The 20,995-nt window shown below is 57.9% G+C and carries 18 protein-coding genes and 1 pseudogene; 17 read left to right on the top strand and 2 right to left on the bottom strand.

The features are described 5' to 3' along the window. Positions 1-4: 4 nt before the first annotated feature. Positions 5-703 (bottom strand): bifunctional 2-polyprenyl-6-hydroxyphenol methylase/3-demethylubiquinol 3-O-methyltransferase UbiG, encoded by a 699-nt coding sequence (gene ubiG / locus AC07Y2_RS24690; RefSeq protein WP_103387089.1) that lies wholly within the window; start codon positions 701-703, stop codon positions 5-7. Positions 704-760: 57 nt separating this feature from the next. Beyond that, a complete protein-coding gene (locus tag AC07Y2_RS24685) occupies positions 761-2,095 on the bottom strand; it encodes a TRZ/ATZ family hydrolase (RefSeq protein ID WP_103387088.1) in 1,335 nt (444 codons plus the stop codon). 108 nt (positions 2,096-2,203) lie between these two features. On the opposite strand from AC07Y2_RS24685, the gene mtnA reads away from it, so the two are divergent. From mtnA to AC07Y2_RS24600, 17 genes and pseudogenes are all read left to right on the top strand, one after another. Then, positions 2,204-3,280 (top strand): S-methyl-5-thioribose-1-phosphate isomerase, encoded by a 1,077-nt coding sequence (gene mtnA, locus AC07Y2_RS24680; protein WP_074688034.1) that lies wholly within the window; start codon positions 2,204-2,206, stop codon positions 3,278-3,280. A 424-nt stretch (positions 3,281-3,704) separates the two neighbouring features. Next, positions 3,705-6,368, top strand: a complete 2,664-nt coding sequence (gene gyrA / locus AC07Y2_RS24675) for a DNA gyrase subunit A (RefSeq protein WP_039770558.1) — start codon at positions 3,705-3,707, stop codon at positions 6,366-6,368. 64 nt (positions 6,369-6,432) lie between these two features. Then, positions 6,433-7,518 (top strand): 3-phosphoserine/phosphohydroxythreonine transaminase, encoded by a 1,086-nt coding sequence (gene serC, locus AC07Y2_RS24670; protein ID WP_103387087.1) that lies wholly within the window; start codon positions 6,433-6,435, stop codon positions 7,516-7,518. Beyond that, on the top strand, positions 7,518-8,612 hold the full coding sequence (gene pheA, locus AC07Y2_RS24665) for a prephenate dehydratase (RefSeq protein WP_007950913.1): 1,095 nt from the start codon (positions 7,518-7,520) through the stop codon (positions 8,610-8,612). Before serC ends, pheA begins: the two co-directional genes overlap by 1 nt. Positions 8,613-8,624: 12 nt before the next feature. Next, on the top strand, positions 8,625-9,737 hold the full coding sequence (gene hisC / locus AC07Y2_RS24660) for a histidinol-phosphate transaminase (protein WP_007950914.1): 1,113 nt from the start codon (positions 8,625-8,627) through the stop codon (positions 9,735-9,737). A 28-nt stretch (positions 9,738-9,765) separates the two neighbouring features. Continuing rightward, entirely contained in the window at positions 9,766-11,973 is a 2,208-nt protein-coding gene (locus tag AC07Y2_RS24655) for a bifunctional prephenate dehydrogenase/3-phosphoshikimate 1-carboxyvinyltransferase (protein ID WP_256587073.1), read from the top strand. Continuing rightward, positions 11,970-12,659, top strand: coding sequence for a (d)CMP kinase (gene cmk, locus AC07Y2_RS24650; protein ID WP_039770555.1), 690 nt, complete (start codon positions 11,970-11,972; stop codon positions 12,657-12,659). The genes AC07Y2_RS24655 and cmk overlap by 4 nt, the downstream gene beginning before the upstream one ends. Positions 12,660-12,778: 119 nt before the next feature. Then, entirely contained in the window at positions 12,779-14,464 is a 1,686-nt protein-coding gene (gene rpsA / locus AC07Y2_RS24645; protein ID WP_085647508.1) for a 30S ribosomal protein S1, read from the top strand. Positions 14,465-14,668: 204 nt separating this feature from the next. Then, positions 14,669-14,947 (top strand): hypothetical protein, encoded by a 279-nt coding sequence (locus AC07Y2_RS24640; protein ID WP_103387085.1) that lies wholly within the window; start codon positions 14,669-14,671, stop codon positions 14,945-14,947. Positions 14,948-15,098: 151 nt separating this feature from the next. After that, complete coding sequence (ihfB, locus tag AC07Y2_RS24635; protein WP_100939092.1) at positions 15,099-15,392, top strand: integration host factor subunit beta; 294 nt, start codon at positions 15,099-15,101, stop codon at positions 15,390-15,392. Between the two features lie 33 nt (positions 15,393-15,425). Further along, complete coding sequence (locus AC07Y2_RS24630; protein WP_103387084.1) at positions 15,426-15,665, top strand: lipopolysaccharide assembly protein LapA domain-containing protein; 240 nt, start codon at positions 15,426-15,428, stop codon at positions 15,663-15,665. A gap of 222 nt (positions 15,666-15,887) precedes the next feature. Next, positions 15,888-16,964 carry a dTDP-glucose 4,6-dehydratase gene (rfbB, locus tag AC07Y2_RS24625; protein ID WP_103387098.1) on the top strand — a complete coding sequence of 359 codons (1,077 nt, stop codon included), beginning with the start codon at positions 15,888-15,890 and terminating at the stop codon, positions 16,962-16,964. Continuing rightward, on the top strand, positions 16,961-17,854 hold the full coding sequence (rfbD, locus tag AC07Y2_RS24620; RefSeq protein WP_103387083.1) for a dTDP-4-dehydrorhamnose reductase: 894 nt from the start codon (positions 16,961-16,963) through the stop codon (positions 17,852-17,854). Before rfbB ends, rfbD begins: the two co-directional genes overlap by 4 nt. Then, positions 17,851-18,741: a glucose-1-phosphate thymidylyltransferase RfbA gene (rfbA, locus tag AC07Y2_RS24615; RefSeq protein WP_103387082.1), complete on the top strand. Its 891-nt coding sequence runs from the start codon at positions 17,851-17,853 to the stop codon at positions 18,739-18,741. Before rfbD ends, rfbA begins: the two co-directional genes overlap by 4 nt. 56 nt (positions 18,742-18,797) lie before the next feature. After that, positions 18,798-19,718: a glycosyltransferase gene (locus tag AC07Y2_RS24610; protein ID WP_103387081.1), complete on the top strand. Its 921-nt coding sequence runs from the start codon at positions 18,798-18,800 to the stop codon at positions 19,716-19,718. Next, the gene (locus AC07Y2_RS24605; protein WP_103387080.1) at positions 19,715-20,674 is read left to right on the top strand and encodes a UDP-glucose 4-epimerase family protein; all 960 of its coding nucleotides are present in this window, start codon (positions 19,715-19,717) and stop codon (positions 20,672-20,674) included. The genes AC07Y2_RS24610 and AC07Y2_RS24605 overlap by 4 nt, the downstream gene beginning before the upstream one ends. Next, positions 20,671-20,995: pseudogene (locus tag AC07Y2_RS24600) on the top strand (glycosyl transferase); the annotation flags it as partial. The gene AC07Y2_RS24605 and the pseudogene AC07Y2_RS24600, both read left to right, overlap by 4 nt.

Here is a 20,995-nt window from a genome sequence, read left to right as displayed (position 1 = left end):
CGGCTTACTCCTCGCGCAGGGTCTGGATCATGTAGTTGACGTCAACGTCCGCCGCCAGCTTGTAGTGCTTGGTCAGCGGGTTGTAGGTCAGACCGATGATGTCCTTGACGGTCAGGCCGGCCATGCCGCTCCAGGCGCCCAGCTCGGACGGGCGAATGAATTTCTTGAAATCGTGAGTGCCGCGCGGCAGCAGCTTCATGATGTATTCGGCACCGATGATGGCGAACAGGTAGGCCTTCGGGTTGCGGTTGATGGTGGAGAAGAACACCTGGCCGCCGGGCTTGACCATGCGGAAGCAGGCGCGGATCACCGAGGACGGGTCCGGTACGTGCTCGAGCATTTCCAGGCAGGTGACGACGTCGAACTGCTCGGGCATTTCTTCGGCCAGGGCTTCGGCGGTGATCTGACGGTATTCGACGTTCACGCCGGATTCCAGCTGATGCAGTTGCGCGACCGCCAGTGGCGCTTCGCCCATGTCGATACCGGTCACGGTCGCGCCGCGCTGGGCCATGGCTTCGCTGAGAATGCCGCCGCCGCAACCGACGTCGAGGACCTTCTTGCCGGCCAGATTGACACGCTCGTCAATCCAGTTGACCCGCAGCGGGTTGATGTCGTGCAGCGGTTTGAACTCGCTTTCGCGGTCCCACCAGCGGTGGGCCAGGGCTTCGAATTTGGCGATTTCGGCGTGGTCGACGTTGCTCATGATTCAATCCTCTAAAACTTGAAAAAGGCTGTAGCCCCGGAGTGTGCCCCGGGGTGTTTACGATTCGGTGTGGCCGCTGATGCGTCGGCCCCAGGCCCGGGCGGTTTCGCCGAGCTGTTGTTCGTCCAGTCGGGTCAGGCGGCGGTCGTCGAGCAACTGCTTGCCGGCGACCCACAGGTGTTTCACGCAGTCGCGGCCGGTGGCGTATATAAGCTGCGAGACCGGGTCATAGATCGGTTGTTGCGCCAGGCCGGACAGGTCGAAGGCGACGATGTCTGCGGCCTTGCCGAGCTCCAGCGAGCCGGTCTCGGCTTCGATTCCCAGGGCTCGCGCGCCGTTCAGCGTGGCCATGCGCAGCGCCCGGTGGGCGTCCAGTGCGGTGGCCGAGCCGGCGACAGCCTTGGCCAGCAGGGCGGCGGTGCGGGTTTCGCCCAGCAGATCCAGGTCATTGTTGCTCGCGGCGCCATCGGTGCCGACCGCGACGTTGACCCCGGCCTGCCACAGGCGCTCCACCGGGCAGAAGCCGCTGGCCAGTTTCAGGTTCGACTCCGGGCAATGGATCACGCTGGTGTTGCTTTCTACCAGCAACGCCAGGTCGTCATCGCTGATCTGGGTCATGTGCACGGCCTGGAAACGCGGGCCGAGCAGGCCGAGACGACCGAGGCGGGCCAGCGGGCGTTCGCCGCGCTGTTCGACCGCTTGCTGCACTTCGAACGCGGTTTCGTGGACATGCATGTGGATCGAGGCGTCCAGCTCTTCGGCAATCACGCGGATTTTTTCCAGGTTCTCGTCGCCCACGGTGTAGGGTGCATGAGGGCCGAAAGTGATCTTGATGCGCTCGTGATGCTTCAGGTCGCCGAACAGTTCGACGCCCTGACGAATGGCTTCATCGGCGCTGGCGGCACCCGGAATCGGGAAGTCGAGGATCGGAATCGCGATCTGCGCACGGATTCCGCTGTTGTGCACGCGCTCGCTGGCAACCTTGGGGAAGAAGTACATGTCCGAGAAACAGGTGATGCCACCTTTTATCTGCTCGGCGATGGCCAGATCGGTGCCGTCACGCACAAAATCTTCATCGACCCATTTGCCCTCGGCCGGCCAGATGTGGTTTTCCAGCCAGGTCATCAGCGGCAGATCGTCGGCCAGACCACGGAACAGCGTCATCGCGGCGTGGCCGTGGGCGTTGATCAGGCCGGGGCTGAGCAGCACGTCCGGCAGATCGCGGACTTCGGCGGCGTTACACTTCAGCGCTTCGGCACGCGGGCCGATGAACACGATGCGGCCGTCGCGAATGCCCAGGCCGTGCTCCTTGAGCACAACGCCTGCGGGTTCGACGGGTACCAGCCAGGTCGGCAGCAATAATAAGTCGAGCGCAATGGCAGGTTTCGGCATCGAGGGTCGGTTCCAGTGCTTTTGTAAAGGATGGCGAAGTATACCCGAGCGTCTTCGCGGGGGGATCGCTATAATCGGCGGCTTTTGTTCATGAGTGCGGGGTGAGGGATGCGCGATCGACTGTTGGCTGCGGAGAAAGTAAAGGCCATCGATTGGCGTGATGGCGCGCTCCACCTGCTGGATCAGCGCGTTTTGCCGTTCGAGGAAAACTGGGTCGCCTACACCAGCGCCGCCGGCGTGGCCGAAGCGATTCGTTCGATGGTGGTGCGCGGTGCGCCGGCTATCGGCATCAGTGCCGCCTACGGCATCGTGCTGGCGGCCCGTGCCCGGATTGCCGAGGGCGGCGACTGGTACGCGGCGCTGGAAGAGGATTTCATGCTGCTGGCCGATTCCCGTCCAACGGCGGTCAACCTGTTCTGGGCGTTGAACCGCATGCACGACCGGCTGGATCGTTTGAAGGAAAACGCCGATCCGCTGGTGGCGCTGGAAGCCGAAGCCATCGCCATCCATGAAAGCGATCGCGAAGCCAACCTGACCATGGCCCAGCTCGGTGTCGACCTGATCCGCAAGCATCAGGGCAATGCCCAGGCGATTCTGACGCACTGCAACACCGGCGCCTTGGCTACCGGCGGTTTCGGCACGGCGCTCGGGGTGATTCGTGCCGCATTCATCGAAGGCATGGTCGAGCGCGTCTACGCCGACGAGACCCGGCCGTGGCTGCAAGGCTCGCGCCTGACCGCGTGGGAACTGGCCAACGAAGGCATTCCGGTGACCCTGAATGCTGACTCCGCTGCCGCGCACATCATGAAAACCAAAGGCGTGACCTGGGTGATCGTCGGCGCCGACCGGATTACCGCCAACGGTGACGTGGCGAACAAGATCGGCACCTATCAACTGGCGGTCAACGCCATGCACCACGGCGTGCGTTTCATGGTGGTGGCGCCGAGCTCGACCATCGACATGAATCTGGCCAGCGGTGATGACATTCCGATCGAAGAACGCGATGGCGCCGAGTTGCTGGAGGTTGGCGGCAAACGTGTCGGGGCTGACGTTGAGGCGTTCAACCCGGTGTTTGACGTGACCCCGGCGGACCTGATCGATGCGATCGTCACCGAAAAAGGCATCGTCGAGCGCCCGGATACCGCGAAAATGGCGCAGTTGATGTGCCGCAAGCGCCTGCATTGATTGGCTTGATGTCTGCGTTATCTTCTTCGCGAGCAGGCTCGCTCCCACAGGTTTTGTGATCGCCGCAGAACCCTGTTGGAGCGAGCTTGCTCGCGAAGGGGTCTTGAAAGTCAATAAACATCCGTAATTTCGTACCGAAATTTGCATTCAGGGAGGCTCTGAGCCTCTCTCGTCCCCGTTAAGCCTGTCATCGGTCATCTAACTATGCTCCATGCGCATCTGGGGGATAGGTGCGTGGCGGCTCTTGTGATAACATCCGGCGTTTTCCGAGGCAGTCCCACGGGGTTGTCTTCACTGCGCAAATCCAGGGTCAACTTGTCGATTTGTCGTAAGTCGACGCATGGCACTCGGCCTGCATCGACGAGCTTCGTGCGTCCCCTATGGATATGGCGAAGTTTCACCAGAAAAAGGAATCAGGCTTCTCATGGGCGAACTGGCCAAAGAAATCCTCCCGGTCAATATCGAAGACGAGCTGAAACAGTCCTATCTCGACTACGCGATGAGCGTGATCGTCGGTCGTGCACTGCCGGATGCGCGCGATGGCTTGAAGCCCGTGCACCGTCGCGTGCTGTTCGCGATGAGCGAGCTGGGCAACGACTTCAACAAGCCGTACAAGAAATCTGCCCGTGTCGTCGGTGACGTGATCGGTAAGTATCACCCGCACGGTGATACCGCGGTGTACGACACCATCGTCCGCATGGCGCAGCCATTCTCCCTGCGTTACCTGCTGGTCGACGGCCAGGGCAACTTCGGTTCGGTGGACGGCGACAACGCCGCGGCCATGCGATACACCGAAGTGCGCATGACCAAGCTGGCGCACGAGCTGCTGGCCGACCTGCACAAGGAAACCGTGGACTGGGTGCCGAACTATGACGGCACCGAACTGATCCCGGCGGTCATGCCGACCCGCGTGCCGAACCTGCTGGTCAACGGTTCCAGCGGCATCGCCGTGGGCATGGCGACCAACATTCCGCCGCACAACCTCGGTGAAGTTATCGACGGTTGCCTGGCCCTCATCGACAACCCCGAGCTGACCGTCGATGAGCTGATGCAATACATTCCCGGTCCGGACTTCCCGACTGCCGCGATCATCAACGGTCGCGCCGGCATCATCGAAGCCTACCGCACCGGCCGTGGCCGCATTTACATGCGCGCCCGTTCGATCATCGAAGACATCGACAAGGTCGGTGGCCGTCAGCAGATCGTCATCACCGAACTCCCTTACCAGCTGAACAAGGCACGCCTGATCGAGAAGATCGCCGAGCTGGTAAAAGAGAAGAAACTCGAAGGCATCACCGAACTGCGCGACGAGTCCGACAAGGACGGTATGCGCGTCGTGATCGAGCTGCGTCGCGGCGAAGTGCCTGAGGTGATCCTCAACAACCTCTACGCCCAGACCCAGCTGCAATCGGTATTCGGCATCAACATCGTTGCGCTGATCGACGGTCGTCCACGGATCCTCAACCTCAAGGACCTGCTGGAAGCCTTCGTCCGTCACCGCCGCGAAGTGGTTACCCGCCGTACCGTGTTCGAACTGCGCAAGGCGCGCGAGCGTGGTCACATCCTCGAAGGGCAGGCCGTTGCCCTGTCGAACATCGACCCGGTGATCGCCCTGATCAAGGCTTCGCCGACTCCGTCGGAAGCCAAGGAAGCGCTGGTCAGCACGCCGTGGGAATCCACTGCCGTGGTGGCGATGGTTGAGCGTGCCGGTGCCGATTCGTGCCGTCCGGAAAACCTCGATCCGCAATACGGTCTGCGCGACGGCAAGTACTTCCTGTCGCCAGAGCAGGCGCAAGCCATTCTGGAACTGCGTCTGCACCGCCTGACCGGTCTGGAACACGAAAAGCTGCTGGCCGAGTATCAAGAGATCCTCAACCAGATCGGCGAGCTGATCCGCATCCTCAACAGCGCCGTGCGCCTGATGGAAGTGATCCGCGAAGAGCTGGAAGTGATCCGCGCCGAATACGGCGACGTGCGCCGTACCGAAATCCTCGATGCCCGTCTCGACCTGACTCTGGGCGACATGATCCCGGAAGAAGAGCGCGTCGTGACCATCTCCCACGGTGGCTATGCCAAGACCCAGCCGCTGGCTGCGTACCAGGCCCAGCGTCGTGGCGGTAAAGGCAAATCGGCTACCGGCGTGAAGGATGAGGACTACATCGCTCACCTGCTGGTCGCCAACAGCCACACCACGCTGCTGCTGTTCTCCAGCAAGGGCAAGGTGTACTGGCTGAAGACCTACGAAATTCCGGAAGCGTCCCGCGCCGCCCGTGGTCGTCCGCTGGTCAACCTGCTGCCGCTGGATGACGGTGAATACATCACCACCATGCTGCCCGTCGAGGAATACACCGAAGGTCACTACATCTTCATGGCCACCGCCAACGGCACCGTGAAGAAGACCCCGCTGGAATCCTTCAGCCGTCAGCGCAGCGTCGGTCTGATCGCGCTGGAGCTGGACGAAGGCGACGTGCTGATTTCCGCGGCCATCACCGATGGCGAGCGTGAAGTGATGCTGTTCTCCGACGGCGGCAAGGTGACCCGCTTCAAGGAATCCGACGTTCGTGCCATGGGCCGTACCGCCCGCGGTGTGCGCGGCATGCGTCTGCCGGAAGGGCAGAAGCTGATTTCGATGCTGATCCCGGAAGAAGGCAGCCAGATCCTCACCGCTTCCGAGCGTGGTTATGGCAAGCGCACCGCGATCACCGAGTTCCCCGAGTACAAGCGTGGTGGCCAGGGCGTGATCGCCATGGTCAGCAACGAGCGTAACGGCCGTCTGGTCGGTGCGGTTCAGGTGCTCGACGGCGAGGAGATCATGCTGATTTCCGACCAGGGCACGCTGGTGCGTACCCGTGTCGATGAAGTCTCCAGCCTGGGTCGTAACACCCAGGGCGTGACCCTGATCAAGCTGGCCAAGGATGAAACCCTGGTCGGTCTGGAGCGGGTTCAGGAGCCTTCGGAAGTTGAAGGTGACGAGCTGGAAGGCGAAGAAGGTGTCGAGCTGGAAGAAGGCGTGATCGGCGCCGAACCGGACGATGCGGTCGACAACCTGCAGGCGGACGCCGCAGACGAAGAAGAGTCGCAAGACTAACCAAATCGTAGCAGGGCAGAGTGTTTGCTCTGTCCGCTACCGTGATTGCATAGCGAGAGTGGATGTGAGCAAACGAGCCTATAACTTCTGCGCAGGTCCCGCTGCGCTGCCTGAAGCTGTCCTGTTGCGTGCCCAGTCCGAGATGCTCGACTGGCACGGCAAGGGTCTGTCGGTCATGGAAATGAGCCATCGCAGCGATGACTACGTGGCCATTGCCGAGAAGGCTGAGCAAGACCTGCGCGACCTGCTGTCCATCCCCTCCAATTACAAAGTGCTGTTCCTGCAGGGCGGTGCGAGCCAACAGTTCGCCGAGATTCCGCTGAACCTGCTGCCCGAGAACGGTACTGCCGACTATGTCGAAACCGGCATCTGGTCGAAGAAAGCCATCGAGGAAGCGCGTCGCTTCGGCAATATCAACGTTGCCGCCAGCGCCAAGCCTTATGACTACCTGGCCATCCCTGGTCAGAACGAGTGGAACCTGACTCCGGGTGCGGCCTATCTGCACTATGCGTCCAACGAAACCATCGGCGGTCTGCAGTTCGACTGGGTTCCCGAGGCCGGTGACGTTCCGCTGGTGGTCGACATGTCCTCCGATATCCTCTCGCGTCCGATCGATGTGTCGCAGTACGGCCTGATCTACGCCGGCGCGCAGAAGAACATTGGTCCGAGCGGTCTGGTTGTCGTGATCGTCCGTGAAGACCTGCTGGGCCGCGCCCGCAGTTCGTGCCCGACCATGCTCGACTACAAGGTCTCGGCCGATAACGGTTCGATGTACAACACCCCGGCCACCTATTCCTGGTACCTCTCGGGCCTGGTTTTCGAGTGGCTGAAGGAGCAGGGCGGCGTCGCCGCGATGGAACAGCGCAACAAGGCGAAGAAAGATCGCCTGTACGGCTTCATCGACAACAGCGATTTCTATACCAACCCGATCAGCACCAACGCCCGCTCGTGGATGAACGTGCCGTTCCGTCTGGCTGACGAGCGTCTGGACAAGGCTTTCCTGGCCGGCGCCGACGCTCGTGGCCTGCTCAACCTCAAGGGTCATCGTTCGGTCGGCGGCATGCGTGCCTCGATCTACAACGCCCTGGGTCTGGACGCCGTCGAGGCGCTGGTTGGCTACATGGCTGAATTCGAGAAGGAGCATTCCTGATGTCCGAGCAGGAGCTCAAGGCGCTGCGCGTTCGCATCGATAACCTGGATGAGAAGATTCTCCAGCTGATCAGTGATCGCGCGCGCTGCGCCGAAGAAGTTGCTCGAGTCAAGATGGCCAGTCTGGCCGAAGGTGAGCAGCCGGTGTTCTACCGTCCCGAGCGTGAGGCGCAGGTCCTCAAGCGCGTCATGGAGCGCAACAAGGGGCCGCTGGGCAATGAAGAGATGGCGCGTTTGTTCCGCGAAATCATGTCTTCGTGCCTGGCCCTCGAGAATCCGCTGAAAGTCGCTTATCTCGGTCCGGAAGGCACCTTCACCCAAGCGGCGGCCATGAAGCACTTTGGACACGCGGTGATCAGCAAGCCGATGGCGGCGATCGACGAAGTGTTCCGTGAAGTGGCGGCCGGTGCGGTGAATTTTGGCGTGGTGCCGGTGGAAAACTCCACTGAAGGCGCGGTCAACCACACCCTCGACAGCTTCCTCGAGCACGACATGGTGATCTGCGGCGAAGTCGAGCTGCGGATTCACCACCACCTGTTGGTCGGTGAAAACACCAAGACCGACAGCATCAGCCGCATCTATTCCCATGCCCAGTCGTTGGCGCAGTGCCGCAAGTGGCTGGACGCCCATTACCCGAATGTCGAGCGCGTGGCGGTGTCCAGCAACGCCGAGGCGGCCAAGCGGGTCAAGGGTGAGTGGAATTCGGCGGCGATCGCCGGTGATATGGCGGCCGGGTTGTACGGCCTGACCCGTCTGGCCGAGAAGATCGAGGATCGCCCGGACAACTCCACGCGCTTCCTGATGATCGGTAACCAGGAAGTGCCGCCGACCGGCGACGACAAAACTTCGATCATCGTGTCCATGAGCAACAAGCCCGGCGCGCTCCACGAGCTGCTGGTGCCGTTCCATGACAACGGGATCGACCTGACCCGGATCGAAACCCGTCCGTCGCGCAGTGGTAAATGGACCTACGTGTTCTTCATCGACTTCGTCGGCCATCACCGTGATCCGCTGATCAAGGGTGTACTGGAAAAGATCAGTCAGGAAGCAGTAGCACTCAAGGTGCTGGGTTCCTACCCGAAAGCAGTTCTTTAAGGGGTGGTAGCAATGAGTGGCAACTTCCTCGCTCTGGCACAGCCGGGCGTGCAACAACTTTCGCCATACGTACCGGGCAAACCCGTGGACGAGCTGGCTCGCGAACTGGACCTGGATCCGGCGAGCATTGTCAAACTGGCGAGCAACGAAAATCCGTTGGGCGCGAGTCCGAAAGCGCTGGCCGCAATCCGCGAAGCGCTGGACGAGCTGACCCGTTATCCGGACGGCAACGGTTTTGCCTTGAAATCCCTGCTGGCCGAGCAGTGCCGTGTCGAGCTGAACCAGGTGACCCTGGGTAACGGCTCCAACGACATTCTCGAGCTGGTGGCGCGCGCCTATCTGGCGCCGGGCCTGAATGCGGTGTTCAGCGAGCACGCGTTCGCGGTCTACCCGATCGCGACCCAGGCGGTCGGCGCTCAGGCCAAGGTCGTTCCGGCCAAGGATTGGGGGCATGACCTGCCGGCGATGCTGGCCGCCATCGACGCCAACACCCGCGTCGTGTTCATCGCCAACCCGAACAACCCGACCGGTACCTGGTTCGGCGCCGAAGCGCTGGACGAGTTCCTGCAGGATGTGCCGGAGCATGTGCTGGTGGTGCTGGACGAGGCCTACATCGAATACGCCGAAGGCAGCGATCTGCCGGATGGTCTGGATTTCCTCGCCGCTTACCCGAATCTGCTGGTCTCGCGCACGTTCTCAAAGGCCTATGGTCTGGCGGCGCTGCGCGTCGGTTACGGCTTGTCCACCCCGGTGGTAGCGGACGTGCTGAACCGCGTACGCCAGCCGTTCAACGTCAACAGTCTGGCCTTGGCTGCGGCGTGTGCGGCGTTGAAAGACGAGGAATATCTGGCGCAGAGCCGTCAGCTCAACGAATCCGGCATGCAACAGCTGGAAGCGGGTTTTCGCGAGCTGGGTCTGAGCTGGATTCCGTCCAAGGGCAACTTTATCTGCGTCGACCTCGGTCAGGTGGCGGCTCCTGTATTTCAGGGCCTGCTGCGCGAAGGCGTGATCGTGCGTCCGGTGGCCAACTACGGCATGCCGAACCATCTGCGGGTGACCATCGGTCTGCCGGCGGAAAACAGCCGCTTCCTCGAAGCGCTGCGCAAGGTTCTGGCTCGTGGGTGATGTCACTGCGCTGCAATCTGCTGCACCTATGATCGGGCGCCTGGTGGTGGTCGGTCTGGGGTTGATCGGTGGTTCGTTTGCCAAAGGCTTGCGTGAAAGCGGCGTGTGCCGCGAAGTGGTCGGGGTCGATCTCGACCCGCAATCGCGCAAGCTGGCGGTCGAGTTGGGCGTGGTGGATCGTTGCGAAGACGACCTGATGGCGGCTTGCCAGGGCGCGGACGTGATCCAGTTGGCGGTGCCGATCCTGGCCATGGAAAAAGTGCTGGCCCGTCTGGCCGGCATGGACCTGGGGCAGGCGATTCTCACGGATGTCGGCAGCGCCAAGGGCAATGTGGTGCGCGCGGCGACCGAAGCGTTCGGCGGCATGCCGGCGCGTTTCGTGCCGGGGCATCCGATTGCCGGCTCCGAGCAGAGCGGGGTTGAAGCCTCCAACTCAGAGCTGTTCCGCCGTCACAAAGTGATTCTGACCCCGCTGGAGCAGACCGATCCGGATGCGCTGGCGGTGGTGGATCGCTTGTGGCGCGAGCTGGGCGCCGACGTCGAGCACATGCAGGTCGAGCGTCACGATGAAGTGCTGGCCGCAACCAGTCATCTGCCGCACCTGCTGGCCTTCGGTCTGGTCGATTCGCTGGCCAAGCGCAATGAAAACCTTGAGATCTTCCGTTACGCTGCGGGCGGTTTCCGTGATTTCACAAGAATCGCCGGAAGCGACCCGGTCATGTGGCATGACATCTTTCTCGCCAACCGCGAGGCTGTCCTGCGCACTCTCGATACATTTCGCAGCGACCTCGACGCCTTGCGCGACGCGGTCGATGCAGGGGATGGGCACCAATTGTTGGGCGTCTTCACGCGCGCCCGGGTTGCCCGCGAGCATTTCAGTAAAATCCTGGCCCGCAGGGCCTATGTGGACGCTATGAATTCCAACGATCTGATTTTCCTGGCTCAACCTGGTGGCCGCCTGTCCGGTCGGATTCGCGTACCAGGTGACAAATCGATTTCCCACCGTTCCATCATGCTCGGTTCCCTGGCTGAAGGCGTCACTGAAGTCGAAGGCTTCCTCGAGGGCGAAGACGCTCTGGCGACCCTGCAGGCGTTCCGCGACATGGGCGTGGTCATTGAAGGCCCGCATCACGGTCGCGTGACCATCCACGGTGTCGGCCTGCACGGCCTGAAGCCTGCGCCGGGCCCGATCTATCTGGGCAACTCCGGCACTTCGATGCGCCTGCTGTCCGGCCTGCTGGCCGCGCAGGATTTCGACAGCACCCTGACTGGTGACGCTTCGCTGTCCAAGCGCCCGATGAACCGCGTCGCCAACCCGCTGCGGGAAATGGGCGCCGTGATCGAAACCGCTGCCGACGGTCGTCCGCCGATGACCATTCGTGGCGGTCACAAGCTCAAGGGCCTGACCTACACCATGCCGATGGCCAGTGCCCAGGTTAAATCCTGCCTGCTGCTGGCGGGTCTGTACGCCGAAGGCAAGACCACTGTCACCGAGCCGGCACCAACCCGTGATCACACCGAGCGTATGCTGCGCGGCTTTGGCTATCCGGTGAGCGTCAGCGGTGCCACGGCATCGGTTGAGTCTGGTGGCAAGTTGACCGCGACCCACATCGAAGTGCCTGGCGACATCTCGTCGTCGGCGTTCTTCCTGGTGGCCGCGTCGATCGCCGAAGGTTCGGAGCTGGTGCTCGAGCACGTCGGCATCAACCCGACACGCACCGGCGTGATCGACATCCTGCGTCTGATGGGCGCCGACATCACTCTGGAAAACCAGCGTGAAGTGGGTGGCGAGCCGGTTGCCGACCTGCGTGTGCGAGCAGCTAAACTCAAGGGTATCGAGATTCCGGAAGCGCTGGTTCCACTGGCCATCGACGAGTTCCCGGTGCTGTTCGTGGCCGCGGCCTGCGCCGAAGGGCGCACCGTGCTGACCGGCGCCGAAGAGCTGCGGGTCAAGGAATCGGACCGTATCCAGGTCATGGCGGACGGTTTGCTGGCGCTGGGCGTCAAGTGCGAACCGACCCCGGACGGCATCATCATCGACGGCGGCCAGATCGGCGGCGGCGAAGTGCATGGTCATGGCGATCACCGCATCGCGATGGCATTCAGCGTGACCTCGCTGCGCGCCACGGCACCGATCCGCATCCATGACTGCGCCAACGTCGCGACATCGTTCCCGAACTTCCTGGCGCTCTGCGCGCAGGTCGGCATTCGTGTGGCGCAAGAGGCTCAGTCGTGAACAACATTGCACCGGTCATCACCATCGACGGGCCAAGCGGCTCGGGCAAAGGCACCGTAGCCGGGATTCTGGCCAAGCGTCTGGGCTGGAACCTGCTGGACTCCGGTGCGCTGTATCGCCTGCTGGCATTTGCTGCGCACAACCACGGTGTCGACCTGACCAATGAAGAGCTGCTGAAGAAACTGGCTGCTCATCTGGATGTGCAGTTCATCGCGGCGACCGACGGTCAACTGCAACGCATCATTCTGGAAGGTGACGAAGTCAGCGATGTCATCCGTACTGAAAGCGTCGGATCAGGCGCTTCCCAGGTGGCCGCATTGCCGGCTGTGCGCGAGGCGCTGCTGCAGCGCCAGCGTGCTTTCCAGGAATTTCCGGGTCTGGTGGCCGATGGTCGCGACATGGGCACAGTGGTGTTTCCCGATGCGCCGCTGAAGATTTTCCTGACCGCCAGTGCCGAGGAGCGGGCGCGCCGCCGATATTTGCAGTTGAAGGGCAAAGTCGAGGGTGTTAGTCTGTCGAGTCTGCTAGATGAGATCCGTGCGCGCGACGAGCGTGATACCCAGCGAGCGGTGGCCCCGCTCAAGCCGGCGGCTGACGCCATACAGCTGGATTCCACGGAGTTGTCCATCGATCAGGTGCTTGAACGCATCATGAGTGAGATCGCCATTCGCGATATCGCCGGGTGACCAAGAAGGCTGCAGGGGACCAGTCATAGTCCTGTGGCGCTTCTTTTAAATGAAACTAACCCACATTGTCTGGGATGTGGAGATGGGCGTATTTTTCGCCCTAATCAACAGGAATTAAAATGAGCGAAAGCTTTGCGGAACTCTTTGAAGAAAGCCTAAAGACCCTGAACCTTCAGGCAGGCTCCATCATCACCGGTGTTATCGTTGATATCGATTACCAGGCTCGCTGGGTAACCGTTCACGCTGGCCTGAAGTCCGAAGCACTGATCCCGCTGGAGCAGTTCTACAACGACGCTGGCGAACTGAACATCAACGTCGGTGACGAAGTTCACGTTGCTCTGGACTCGGTTGAAGACGGTTTCGGTGAAACCAAGCTGTCCCGTGAAAAAGCCAAGCGCGCTGAATGCTGGATCGTTCTGGAAGCAGCCTTCGCAGCTGAGGAAGTGGTCAAGGGCGTTATCAACGGTAAGGTTAAAGGCGGCTTCACTGTCGACGTTAACGGCATCCGTGCGTTCCTGCCAGGTTCCCTGGTTGACGTCCGTCCAGTGCGCGACACCACGCACCTGGAAGGCAAAGAGCTGGAATTCAAGGTCATCAAGCTGGACCAGAAGCGCAACAACGTTGTCGTTTCCCGTCGCAGCGTCCTGGAAGCCGAGAACTCCGCCGAGCGTGAAGCTCTGCTGGAATCCTTGCAGGAAGGCCAGCAAGTCAAAGGTATCGTCAAAAACCTCACCGATTACGGCGCATTCGTCGATCTGGGTGGCGTGGACGGCCTGCTGCACATCACCGACATGGCCTGGAAGCGCATCAAGCATCCTTCCGAGATCGTCAACGTTGGTGACGAAATCGACGTCAAGGTTCTGAAATACGATCGCGAACGCAACCGTGTTTCCCTGGGCCTGAAGCAACTGGGCGAAGATCCATGGGTTGCTATCAAAGCTCGTTACCCAGAAGGCACTCGCGTTACCGCTCGTGTAACCAACCTGACCGACTACGGCTGCTTCGCTGAGCTGGAAGAAGGCGTTGAAGGTCTGGTACACGTTTCGGAAATGGACTGGACCAACAAGAACATCCACCCTTCGAAAGTCGTACAAGTCGGCGACGAAGTGGAAGTCATGGTTCTGGACATCGACGAAGAGCGTCGTCGTATCTCCCTGGGCATCAAGCAGTGCAAGTCGAACCCATGGGAAGACTTCTCTGGCCAGTTCAACAAGGGCGACAAGATCTCCGGCACCATCAAGTCGATCACCGATTTCGGTATCTTCATTGGTCTGGACGGCGGCATCGACGGTCTGGTTCACCTGTCCGACATCTCCTGGAACGAAGTGGGCGAAGAAGCCGTACGTCGTTTCAAGAAGGGTGATGAGCTGGACACCGTTATCCTGTCGGTTGACCCGGAGCGTGAGCGTATCTCCCTGGGTATCAAGCAACTGGAAAGCGATCCGTTCTCCGAGTACGTCTCGGTTAACGACAAAGGCGCAATCGTTACTGGCACCGTGAAAGAAGTTGACGCCAAAGGCGCCATCATCGTTCTGGCCGACGATATCGAAGCGACTCTGAAAGCCTCCGAAATCAGTCGTGACCGCGTTGAAGACGCGCGCAACGTTCTGAAAGAAGGCCAGCAAGTAGAAGCCAAGATCATCAGCGTTGATCGTAAGAGCCGTGTAATTCAGCTGTCGATCAAATCGAAAGATGATGCTGAAGAGAAAGAAGCCATCCAGAGCCTGAAAACCGCTCCGGAAGGTGAAGCAGCTGACACCACTATGGCTGCACTGCTGCGTCAAGCAATGGCCAAACAGAACTGAGTTCTGTCTGATCATGAAAAAGGGCGACTTCGGTCGCCCTTTTTTGTGCCTGCGATTTGGTGAGGTATCGCTCTCTGGCTATTCGGGTGAAACCATTCCCTTTGCGTGGCGGTCTGTTTCTTTAATCGGATCAATCGTCTATTCGCGTCTAGGCTTAGTCTGAAGATCGCAGTAGTCTGGCAGGCGCCTGGTATAAGGAAGTGAATGAAAAAGTTTATAGTCTTGGTGAGTGTGTTGATGTTGGCGGGTTGCACTACCAGCGCCAAGACCCATGCGGTGCGTGGAGTCAGCGGCATCGAAGTCGACTGCTCGGGCTTGGGCTCAGGCTGGGAGAGGTGTCAGAAGCGCGCCGCCAAGGAGTGCAAGGGCGCAGGCTATAAGGTGATTACGCGTTCTGATGATGCCCGGGAAGAAGATGAGTTTCCCTTCGGCTTCAATCCTGCTGGCTACGTCACTCGAACCATGCTGGTGATTTGTCGGTGAGTGGGCGTTCATGGGCTTGCAATCCGATGCCCTGAAAATGGGCGTTTTGGCGAGCGGAAAGATATGTCAAGCCCTGGGCTGTTCAAAATCTTCCGGGCGTGCTAAAACCTTTCAAGCGCTGATCTAGCTGCTTGAAAAAGAAGGGAAAAATATGACGAAGTCGGAGTTGATCGAACGAATTGTCACCCATCAGGGGCTGCTCTCATCCAAAGATGTAGAGCTGGCCATCAAGACCATGCTTGAGCAAATGTCCCAGTGTCTGGCCACAGGGGATCGTATCGAGATCCGTGGTTTTGGCAGCTTTTCTTTGCACTATCGTGCGCCGCGGGTCGGTCGTAATCCAAAGACCGGTCAGTCTGTCAGCCTTGACGGTAAATTCGTTCCGCATTTCAAGCCAGGCAAAGAGCTGCGTGATCGTGTAAACGAGGAAGAGGAAGAAGGTTGATCCTCTCTATCGGTTCTCAGGGGAGTAATCCTGATGCGTAATTTCAAGCGCTTGATCCTTGGCGTTTCGATTCTTTTGTTGGTGCTGGTTGTCCTGGCTTTCATTCTTGAAAACCAGCAATCGGTATCGTTGTTGTTTCTTGGCTGGTCGGGGCCTCAGCTTCCAGTCTCTTTGGTCGTAGTTGTTGCGTTGCTCATGGGTATGTTGATCGGGCCTGTGCTTGGATGGTTTTTGGGGTGTTTTTCTCGAGTGGAGCGAAAGCGTCTTGTCTGATAACGACAGGTGTCGGATGTCCATCGCGTTTGCGTCACTGCCTGTCCGTATCCATTAGTAAAACGTCGATTAAGCTGTAAAATGCAACCCTTGTTCGATGGTGGCCTGTCCCTCATCGATGCAGACTGACTCTGACATAAGCCTTGTTTTTTCAGGCTTGTGCATTCATGGATTAGACAGCGCTCATTGGTGGCCTGTCAGCAGCCAAGGGCTTTGTTCCGCGTGAAAATTTTAATAACCGGCGGCGCCGGATTCATCGGTTCGGCGGTCATTCGGCACGTCATTTCCCATACTGACGATAGTGTCATTAACGTCGATAAGCTGACCTATGCCAGCAATCTGGAATCTCTCGCTGAAGTGAGCGGAAGTTCCCGTTATGCATTTGAGCGTGTGGATATCTGCGATCGTGAGCAAGTGGATCGTGTCCTGCGCGAGCATCAGCCGGATGTCATCATGCATCTGGCTGCCGAGTCCCATGTGGATCGGTCGATCAGTGGGCCCTCCGAGTTCATTCAGACCAACATAATCGGCACGTACAATCTGCTTGAAGCGGCGCGGCAATATTGGGCTGTTTTAGATGATGCCCGTAAGACCCTTTTTCGCTTCCACCATATTTCAACTGATGAGGTTTATGGTGATCTGGAAGGGCCGGAAGATCTTTTCACTGAAACTACGCCTTATCAGCCCAGTTCCCCATATTCGGCCAGCAAGGCCAGCTCTGATCATCTGGTCCGGGCCTGGGCGCGTACATATGGTCTCCCGACGCTAGTGACCAACTGTTCCAACAATTACGGCCCGTGCCATTTTCCTGAAAAATTGATCCCGCTGGTGATACTCAATGCGCTAGAGGGCAAGCCGCTTCCCGTCTACGGCAAAGGCCATCAGATCCGTGACTGGCTCTACGTTGAAGATCATGCGCGGGCGCTTTACAAGGTTGTGACCGAGGGTGTGGTTGGCGAGACTTACAACATCGGTGGGCATAACGAAAAGCAAAACATCGAAGTGGTGGAAACGCTTTGCGCGCTTCTTGATGAGCTGTGTCCGGATTCCGCTTATCGCCCCCATGCGAGTCTGATCACCTATGTTGAAGATCGCCCGGGTCACGATCAGCGCTATGCCATTGACGCCAGCAAAATCCAGCGTGAGTTGGGTTGGGTGCCGGAAGAAACGTTTGAAACGGGCATTCGCAAGACGGTCGAGTGGTATCTCAACAATGCCGATTGGGTTGCTCACGTGAAGAGCGGTAGCTATCAGCACTGGATCGATCAGAATTACGCCGGTCGGTTGAGCAAGGCATGAAGATCCTGCTGCTGGGAAAGAACGGTCAGGTAGGTTGGGAGCTGCAACGCTCACTTGCGCCGCTCGGTGAATTGATCGCCCTGGATCGCCATGTGGTCGATGGGCTTTGCGGGGATTTGTCTGATCTCGACGCTCTGCGTGCGACGATTCGCTTGGTCGGGCCTGATGTCATCGTCAATGCGGCGGCCTACACCTCTGTTGATAAAGCGGAGTCCGAGACCGAAGTGGCTGATCGCATAAATGGACAGGCAAGCCAGGTCATTGCTGAAGAGGCTGAGAATGTCGGCGCCTGGCTGATTCATTACTCGACTGACTACGTATTCAGTGGGGTGGGGTCGTTACCCTGGCAAGAGTCAGACGCGGTGGCGCCCGTGAATCACTACGGTGCCAGCAAGTTGGCGGGCGAGCAGGCAATTGCCGCATCTGGCTGCAAATATTTGATCTTCCGCACCAGTTGGGTCTATGGCGCTCGTGGCAACAATTTCGCCAAGACCATGCTACGTCTGGCGCGGGAGCGTGAAACTCTCAATGTCATCTCCGATCAGTTCGGGGCCCCAACGGGTGCAGATCTCATTGCTGACATCACCGCATTGGTTATCCGGCAGTTACTTCAGCGACCTGAGTTGTCGGGCCTGTATCACTTGGCCGCTGGGGGGGAGGTGTCGTGGTTCGGTTATGCCAGCCATGTGATCGACTTCGCCCAGGCCAATGGTGAACAGTTCGCAGTGAGGGTGATCAATCCAATTGAAACGACCGCCTATCCAACGCCAGCACGTCGTCCTCTGAATTCGCGGCTGAATACCAAAAAGCTCCGCGACAATTTTTCTATCCATTTGCCGGATTGGCAAATTGGCGTAACTCGAATGCTTAGGGAAGTTCTGAATAAATGAGCACGACAAATCGTAAAGGCATCATCCTCGCTGGCGGCTCGGGAACACGTCTACACCCGTTGACGCTGGGTGTGTCCAAGCAGATGCTGCCGATCTACGACAAGCCGATGATCTTTTATCCGCTTTCAGTATTAATGCTCGCAGGAATGCGTGAGATTTTAATAATCTCCACGCCTGAAGATTTGCCGTTATTTCGTAAGATACTGGGAGATGGGAGTGCATACGGCGTCAGTCTGAGCTATGCCGAACAACCAAGTCCCGACGGTTTGGCTCAGGCCTTCATTATTGGTGAAGAGTTTATTGGCGATGATCCATGTTGTCTGATTCTGGGCGATAATATTTTTTACGGCCAGCATTTTTCGGATAATTTGCGTTCTGCCAATATTAAAAAGAGCGGCGCCACAGTCTTTGGATACCACGTGTCCGATCCCGAGCGATTTGGGGTGGTAGAGTTTGATGCAAGCGGGCAAGCATTGAGTATTGAAGAAAAGCCACTGAAGCCGAAATCAAACTACGCTGTGACGGGATTGTATTTCTATGACAATGATGTCGTGGATATCGCTAAGAGTATAAAACCCTCCTCGCGTGGAGAGCTGGAGATTACCGATGTGAATTGCATTTACCTTGAGAGAAATGCGCTGAGCGTTGAGACATTGGGTCGTGGTTTTGCCTGGTTGGATACAGGGACACATGATTCACTTCTTGAAGCTAGCCATTTTGTACATACAATTGAAAAGCGACAGGGCTTGAAAGTAGCTTGCCTGGAAGAAATTGCTTTTAATAATGGCTGGATAACTGCAAAACAGTTGGAAGTTCAAGCGCAGGGTTTGAAAAAGACAGGGTATGGGCAATACCTGCAAAAGCTCCTGGACTCCAGCCGTCTCTGAAAAGTGCTATTTTTAGACTTTTATGTTTCAGCGCTCAATGATGCAAGCAGGATGGCATGCTATTAAAATCACCCAAAATTGCAGTGTTACTCGCTGCCTACAACGGTATGCGTTGGATCGAAGAACAGATAGATTCGATTCTGGCGCAATCAGGTGTTGATCTTACGATTTATGTCAGCATCGATCCATCAAGCGATGGGACCGAAGCCTGGTGTGAGTCCTTTGCAGCCAATCATCCAAGGGTAGTCGTACTGCCTTTCGCAGGAACGTTCGGCGGTGCTTCGCGAAACTTCTTTCGACTTGTCAGAGATGTTGATACAGCTGATTTCGATTTTTTTGCATTCGCCGATCAGGATGATATCTGGAATTCTGACAAGCTTGAGCGCGCGGTAACTGAAATTGGGCGGCAAAGCGTCGATGGTTACTCCAGCAATGTCACTGCTTTTTGGCCGGATGATCGGACACTTTTATTAGATAAGTCTCAACCTCAGGTCAAATGGGATTATCTGTTTGAGGCTGCGGGGCCCGGTTGTACTTATGTAATGAGTCGAGCGTTGATGCAAGCGTTAAAGAAGTCGGTACTTTCCAATTGGGAAGCGCTTCAGGATGTCAGCCTCCATGACTGGTTCTGTTATGCATTTGCCCGAAGCCGTTGCTATCAGTGGTATATCGATCCGATTCCTTCAATGAGTTACCGACAGCATGCAAACAATCAAGTGGGTGCCAACGCCGGTCTAAATCCTTTGATTTCACGTTATCGAACTATCCATGATGGATGGTGGTTCGGACAGGTCCAGAGAATTGCCAAACTGGTGGGGAAGGATACCGATCCATTTGTGGTGAGTTGGATGACATTGCGTCCTTGTCAACTGATGAAGCTCTCCTTGAATGCCAAGCATTGTCGACGTCGAGTCCGTGATAAGGTTTTCTTTTTCATTGTCTGCTGGGCCACCGCACTGATGGGGAAAAGAACTTGATAGGCAAGGTTCTAGTTACTGGAGCCAGCGGTTTTGTGGGGGAAGCGCTTGTTTTCAGGTTGCTCTTGGACAGGAAGTGGATTCCGATCGCGGCGCTGCGTAGCTCCTCCCGATTGCAGGGCCTCTGTCCGATAGCTTATTTTGATTTGACCAAGATCGATGCATTACCCCCTATGAACGAAGTATCCGTCGTTGTTCACGCAGCGGCTCGTGTTCATGTCATGAAGGAAACATCTGAGGATGCTCTCCAGGAATTTCGAAAAATCAATGTTCAGGGAACACTAAGGCTGGCAAAGCACGCGGCGGCTTCGGGAGTAAAGCGATTTGTTTTTGTCAGCTCTATCAAAGTCAACGGTGAAAAGACCGATCGCGATAAACCGTTCACCGCCGATGACGTACCTGTACCAGCGGACCCGTATGCTTTATCCAAGTTCGAGGCGGAAGAACAGTTGCGGTTCCTGAGCCAAGAGACGGGAATGGAGGTTGTTATTATCCGTCCGCCACTGGTCTATGGACCTGGTGTGAAAGCCAATTTTCTGAATATGCTGCGTTGGATCCATCGAGGACTGCCTCTACCACTCGGCAGTATAGATAATCGACGGAGTTTGGTCTCAATCGGCAACCTAGTAGACCTGCTGGTTACATGTATCGATCATCCGGCAGCCGCTGGTAATACATTTCTTGTCAGCGATGGAGAGGACGTTTCTACCAGTGAATTGCTGCGGAGTTTGGCGAGCGCGTTTGGTAAAAAAGTAGTACTGATACCAGTGCCGTTTACCGTGTTGAGTCTGGCGGCATTCATTCTGCGTAAACAAGCGATATCAAGGCGCTTGGGGGAGTCTCTGCAGGTTGATATTAATAAGAACCGCAAGCTATTGGACTGGGTTCCTCGGATCCCCGCCGAAAGGTCAATGCGTCAAACTGCTCGTCACTACATGGAAAAAAATACAAAATGATTCTTGGATGGGTGTTGTTGGTGGTGTTTGGTGCGTCTTGGCTATTGACGTTGCTGTTACGTCGCTACGCATTATCGAAAAGCCTTATGGATATCCCCAATGCGCGTAGTTCACATTCCGTCCCCACGCCTCGTGGAGGCGGTGTAGCTATCGTTTTCAGCTTTATTTGCGCACTTCCAGTGGTTTTGATGGGCAGTGTGATGAGTATGGAGCAATTTGTAGCATTACTTGGCTCGGGGTTGCTGATCGCTTTGATCGGGTTTGCTGATGACCATGGGCATATCGCCGCCAGATGGCGGTTGTTGGGGCATTTTATTGGGG

It is taken from the genome of Pseudomonas sp. GW456-12-1-14-TSB6 (assembly GCF_059424205.1).
The sequence above is the reverse complement of the archived record's forward strand: the minus strand, read 5'-3'. Positions and strand labels throughout refer to the sequence as shown.

What these genes read in the sequence shown, in the direction of transcription:
- ubiG (WP_103387089.1), bottom strand. Translation starts at nt 703, where the DNA reads ATGAGCAACGTCGACCACGCCGAAATCGCCAAATTCGAAGCCCTGGCC.
- AC07Y2_RS24685 (WP_103387088.1), bottom strand. Translation starts at nt 2,095, where the DNA reads ATGCCGAAACCTGCCATTGCGCTCGACTTATTATTGCTGCCGACCTGG.
- mtnA (WP_074688034.1), top strand. Translation starts at nt 2,204, where the DNA reads ATGCGCGATCGACTGTTGGCTGCGGAGAAAGTAAAGGCCATCGATTGG.
- gyrA (WP_039770558.1), top strand. Translation starts at nt 3,705, where the DNA reads ATGGGCGAACTGGCCAAAGAAATCCTCCCGGTCAATATCGAAGACGAG.
- pheA (WP_007950913.1), top strand. Translation starts at nt 7,518, where the DNA reads ATGTCCGAGCAGGAGCTCAAGGCGCTGCGCGTTCGCATCGATAACCTG.
- hisC (WP_007950914.1), top strand. Translation starts at nt 8,625, where the DNA reads ATGAGTGGCAACTTCCTCGCTCTGGCACAGCCGGGCGTGCAACAACTT.
- AC07Y2_RS24655 (WP_256587073.1), top strand. Translation starts at nt 9,766, where the DNA reads ATGATCGGGCGCCTGGTGGTGGTCGGTCTGGGGTTGATCGGTGGTTCG.
- rpsA (WP_085647508.1), top strand. Translation starts at nt 12,779, where the DNA reads ATGAGCGAAAGCTTTGCGGAACTCTTTGAAGAAAGCCTAAAGACCCTG.
- AC07Y2_RS24640 (WP_103387085.1), top strand. Translation starts at nt 14,669, where the DNA reads ATGAAAAAGTTTATAGTCTTGGTGAGTGTGTTGATGTTGGCGGGTTGC.
- ihfB (WP_100939092.1), top strand. Translation starts at nt 15,099, where the DNA reads ATGACGAAGTCGGAGTTGATCGAACGAATTGTCACCCATCAGGGGCTG.
- AC07Y2_RS24630 (WP_103387084.1), top strand. Translation starts at nt 15,426, where the DNA reads ATGCGTAATTTCAAGCGCTTGATCCTTGGCGTTTCGATTCTTTTGTTG.
- rfbD (WP_103387083.1), top strand. Translation starts at nt 16,961, where the DNA reads ATGAAGATCCTGCTGCTGGGAAAGAACGGTCAGGTAGGTTGGGAGCTG.
- rfbA (WP_103387082.1), top strand. Translation starts at nt 17,851, where the DNA reads ATGAGCACGACAAATCGTAAAGGCATCATCCTCGCTGGCGGCTCGGGA.
- AC07Y2_RS24610 (WP_103387081.1), top strand. Translation starts at nt 18,798, where the DNA reads ATGCTATTAAAATCACCCAAAATTGCAGTGTTACTCGCTGCCTACAAC.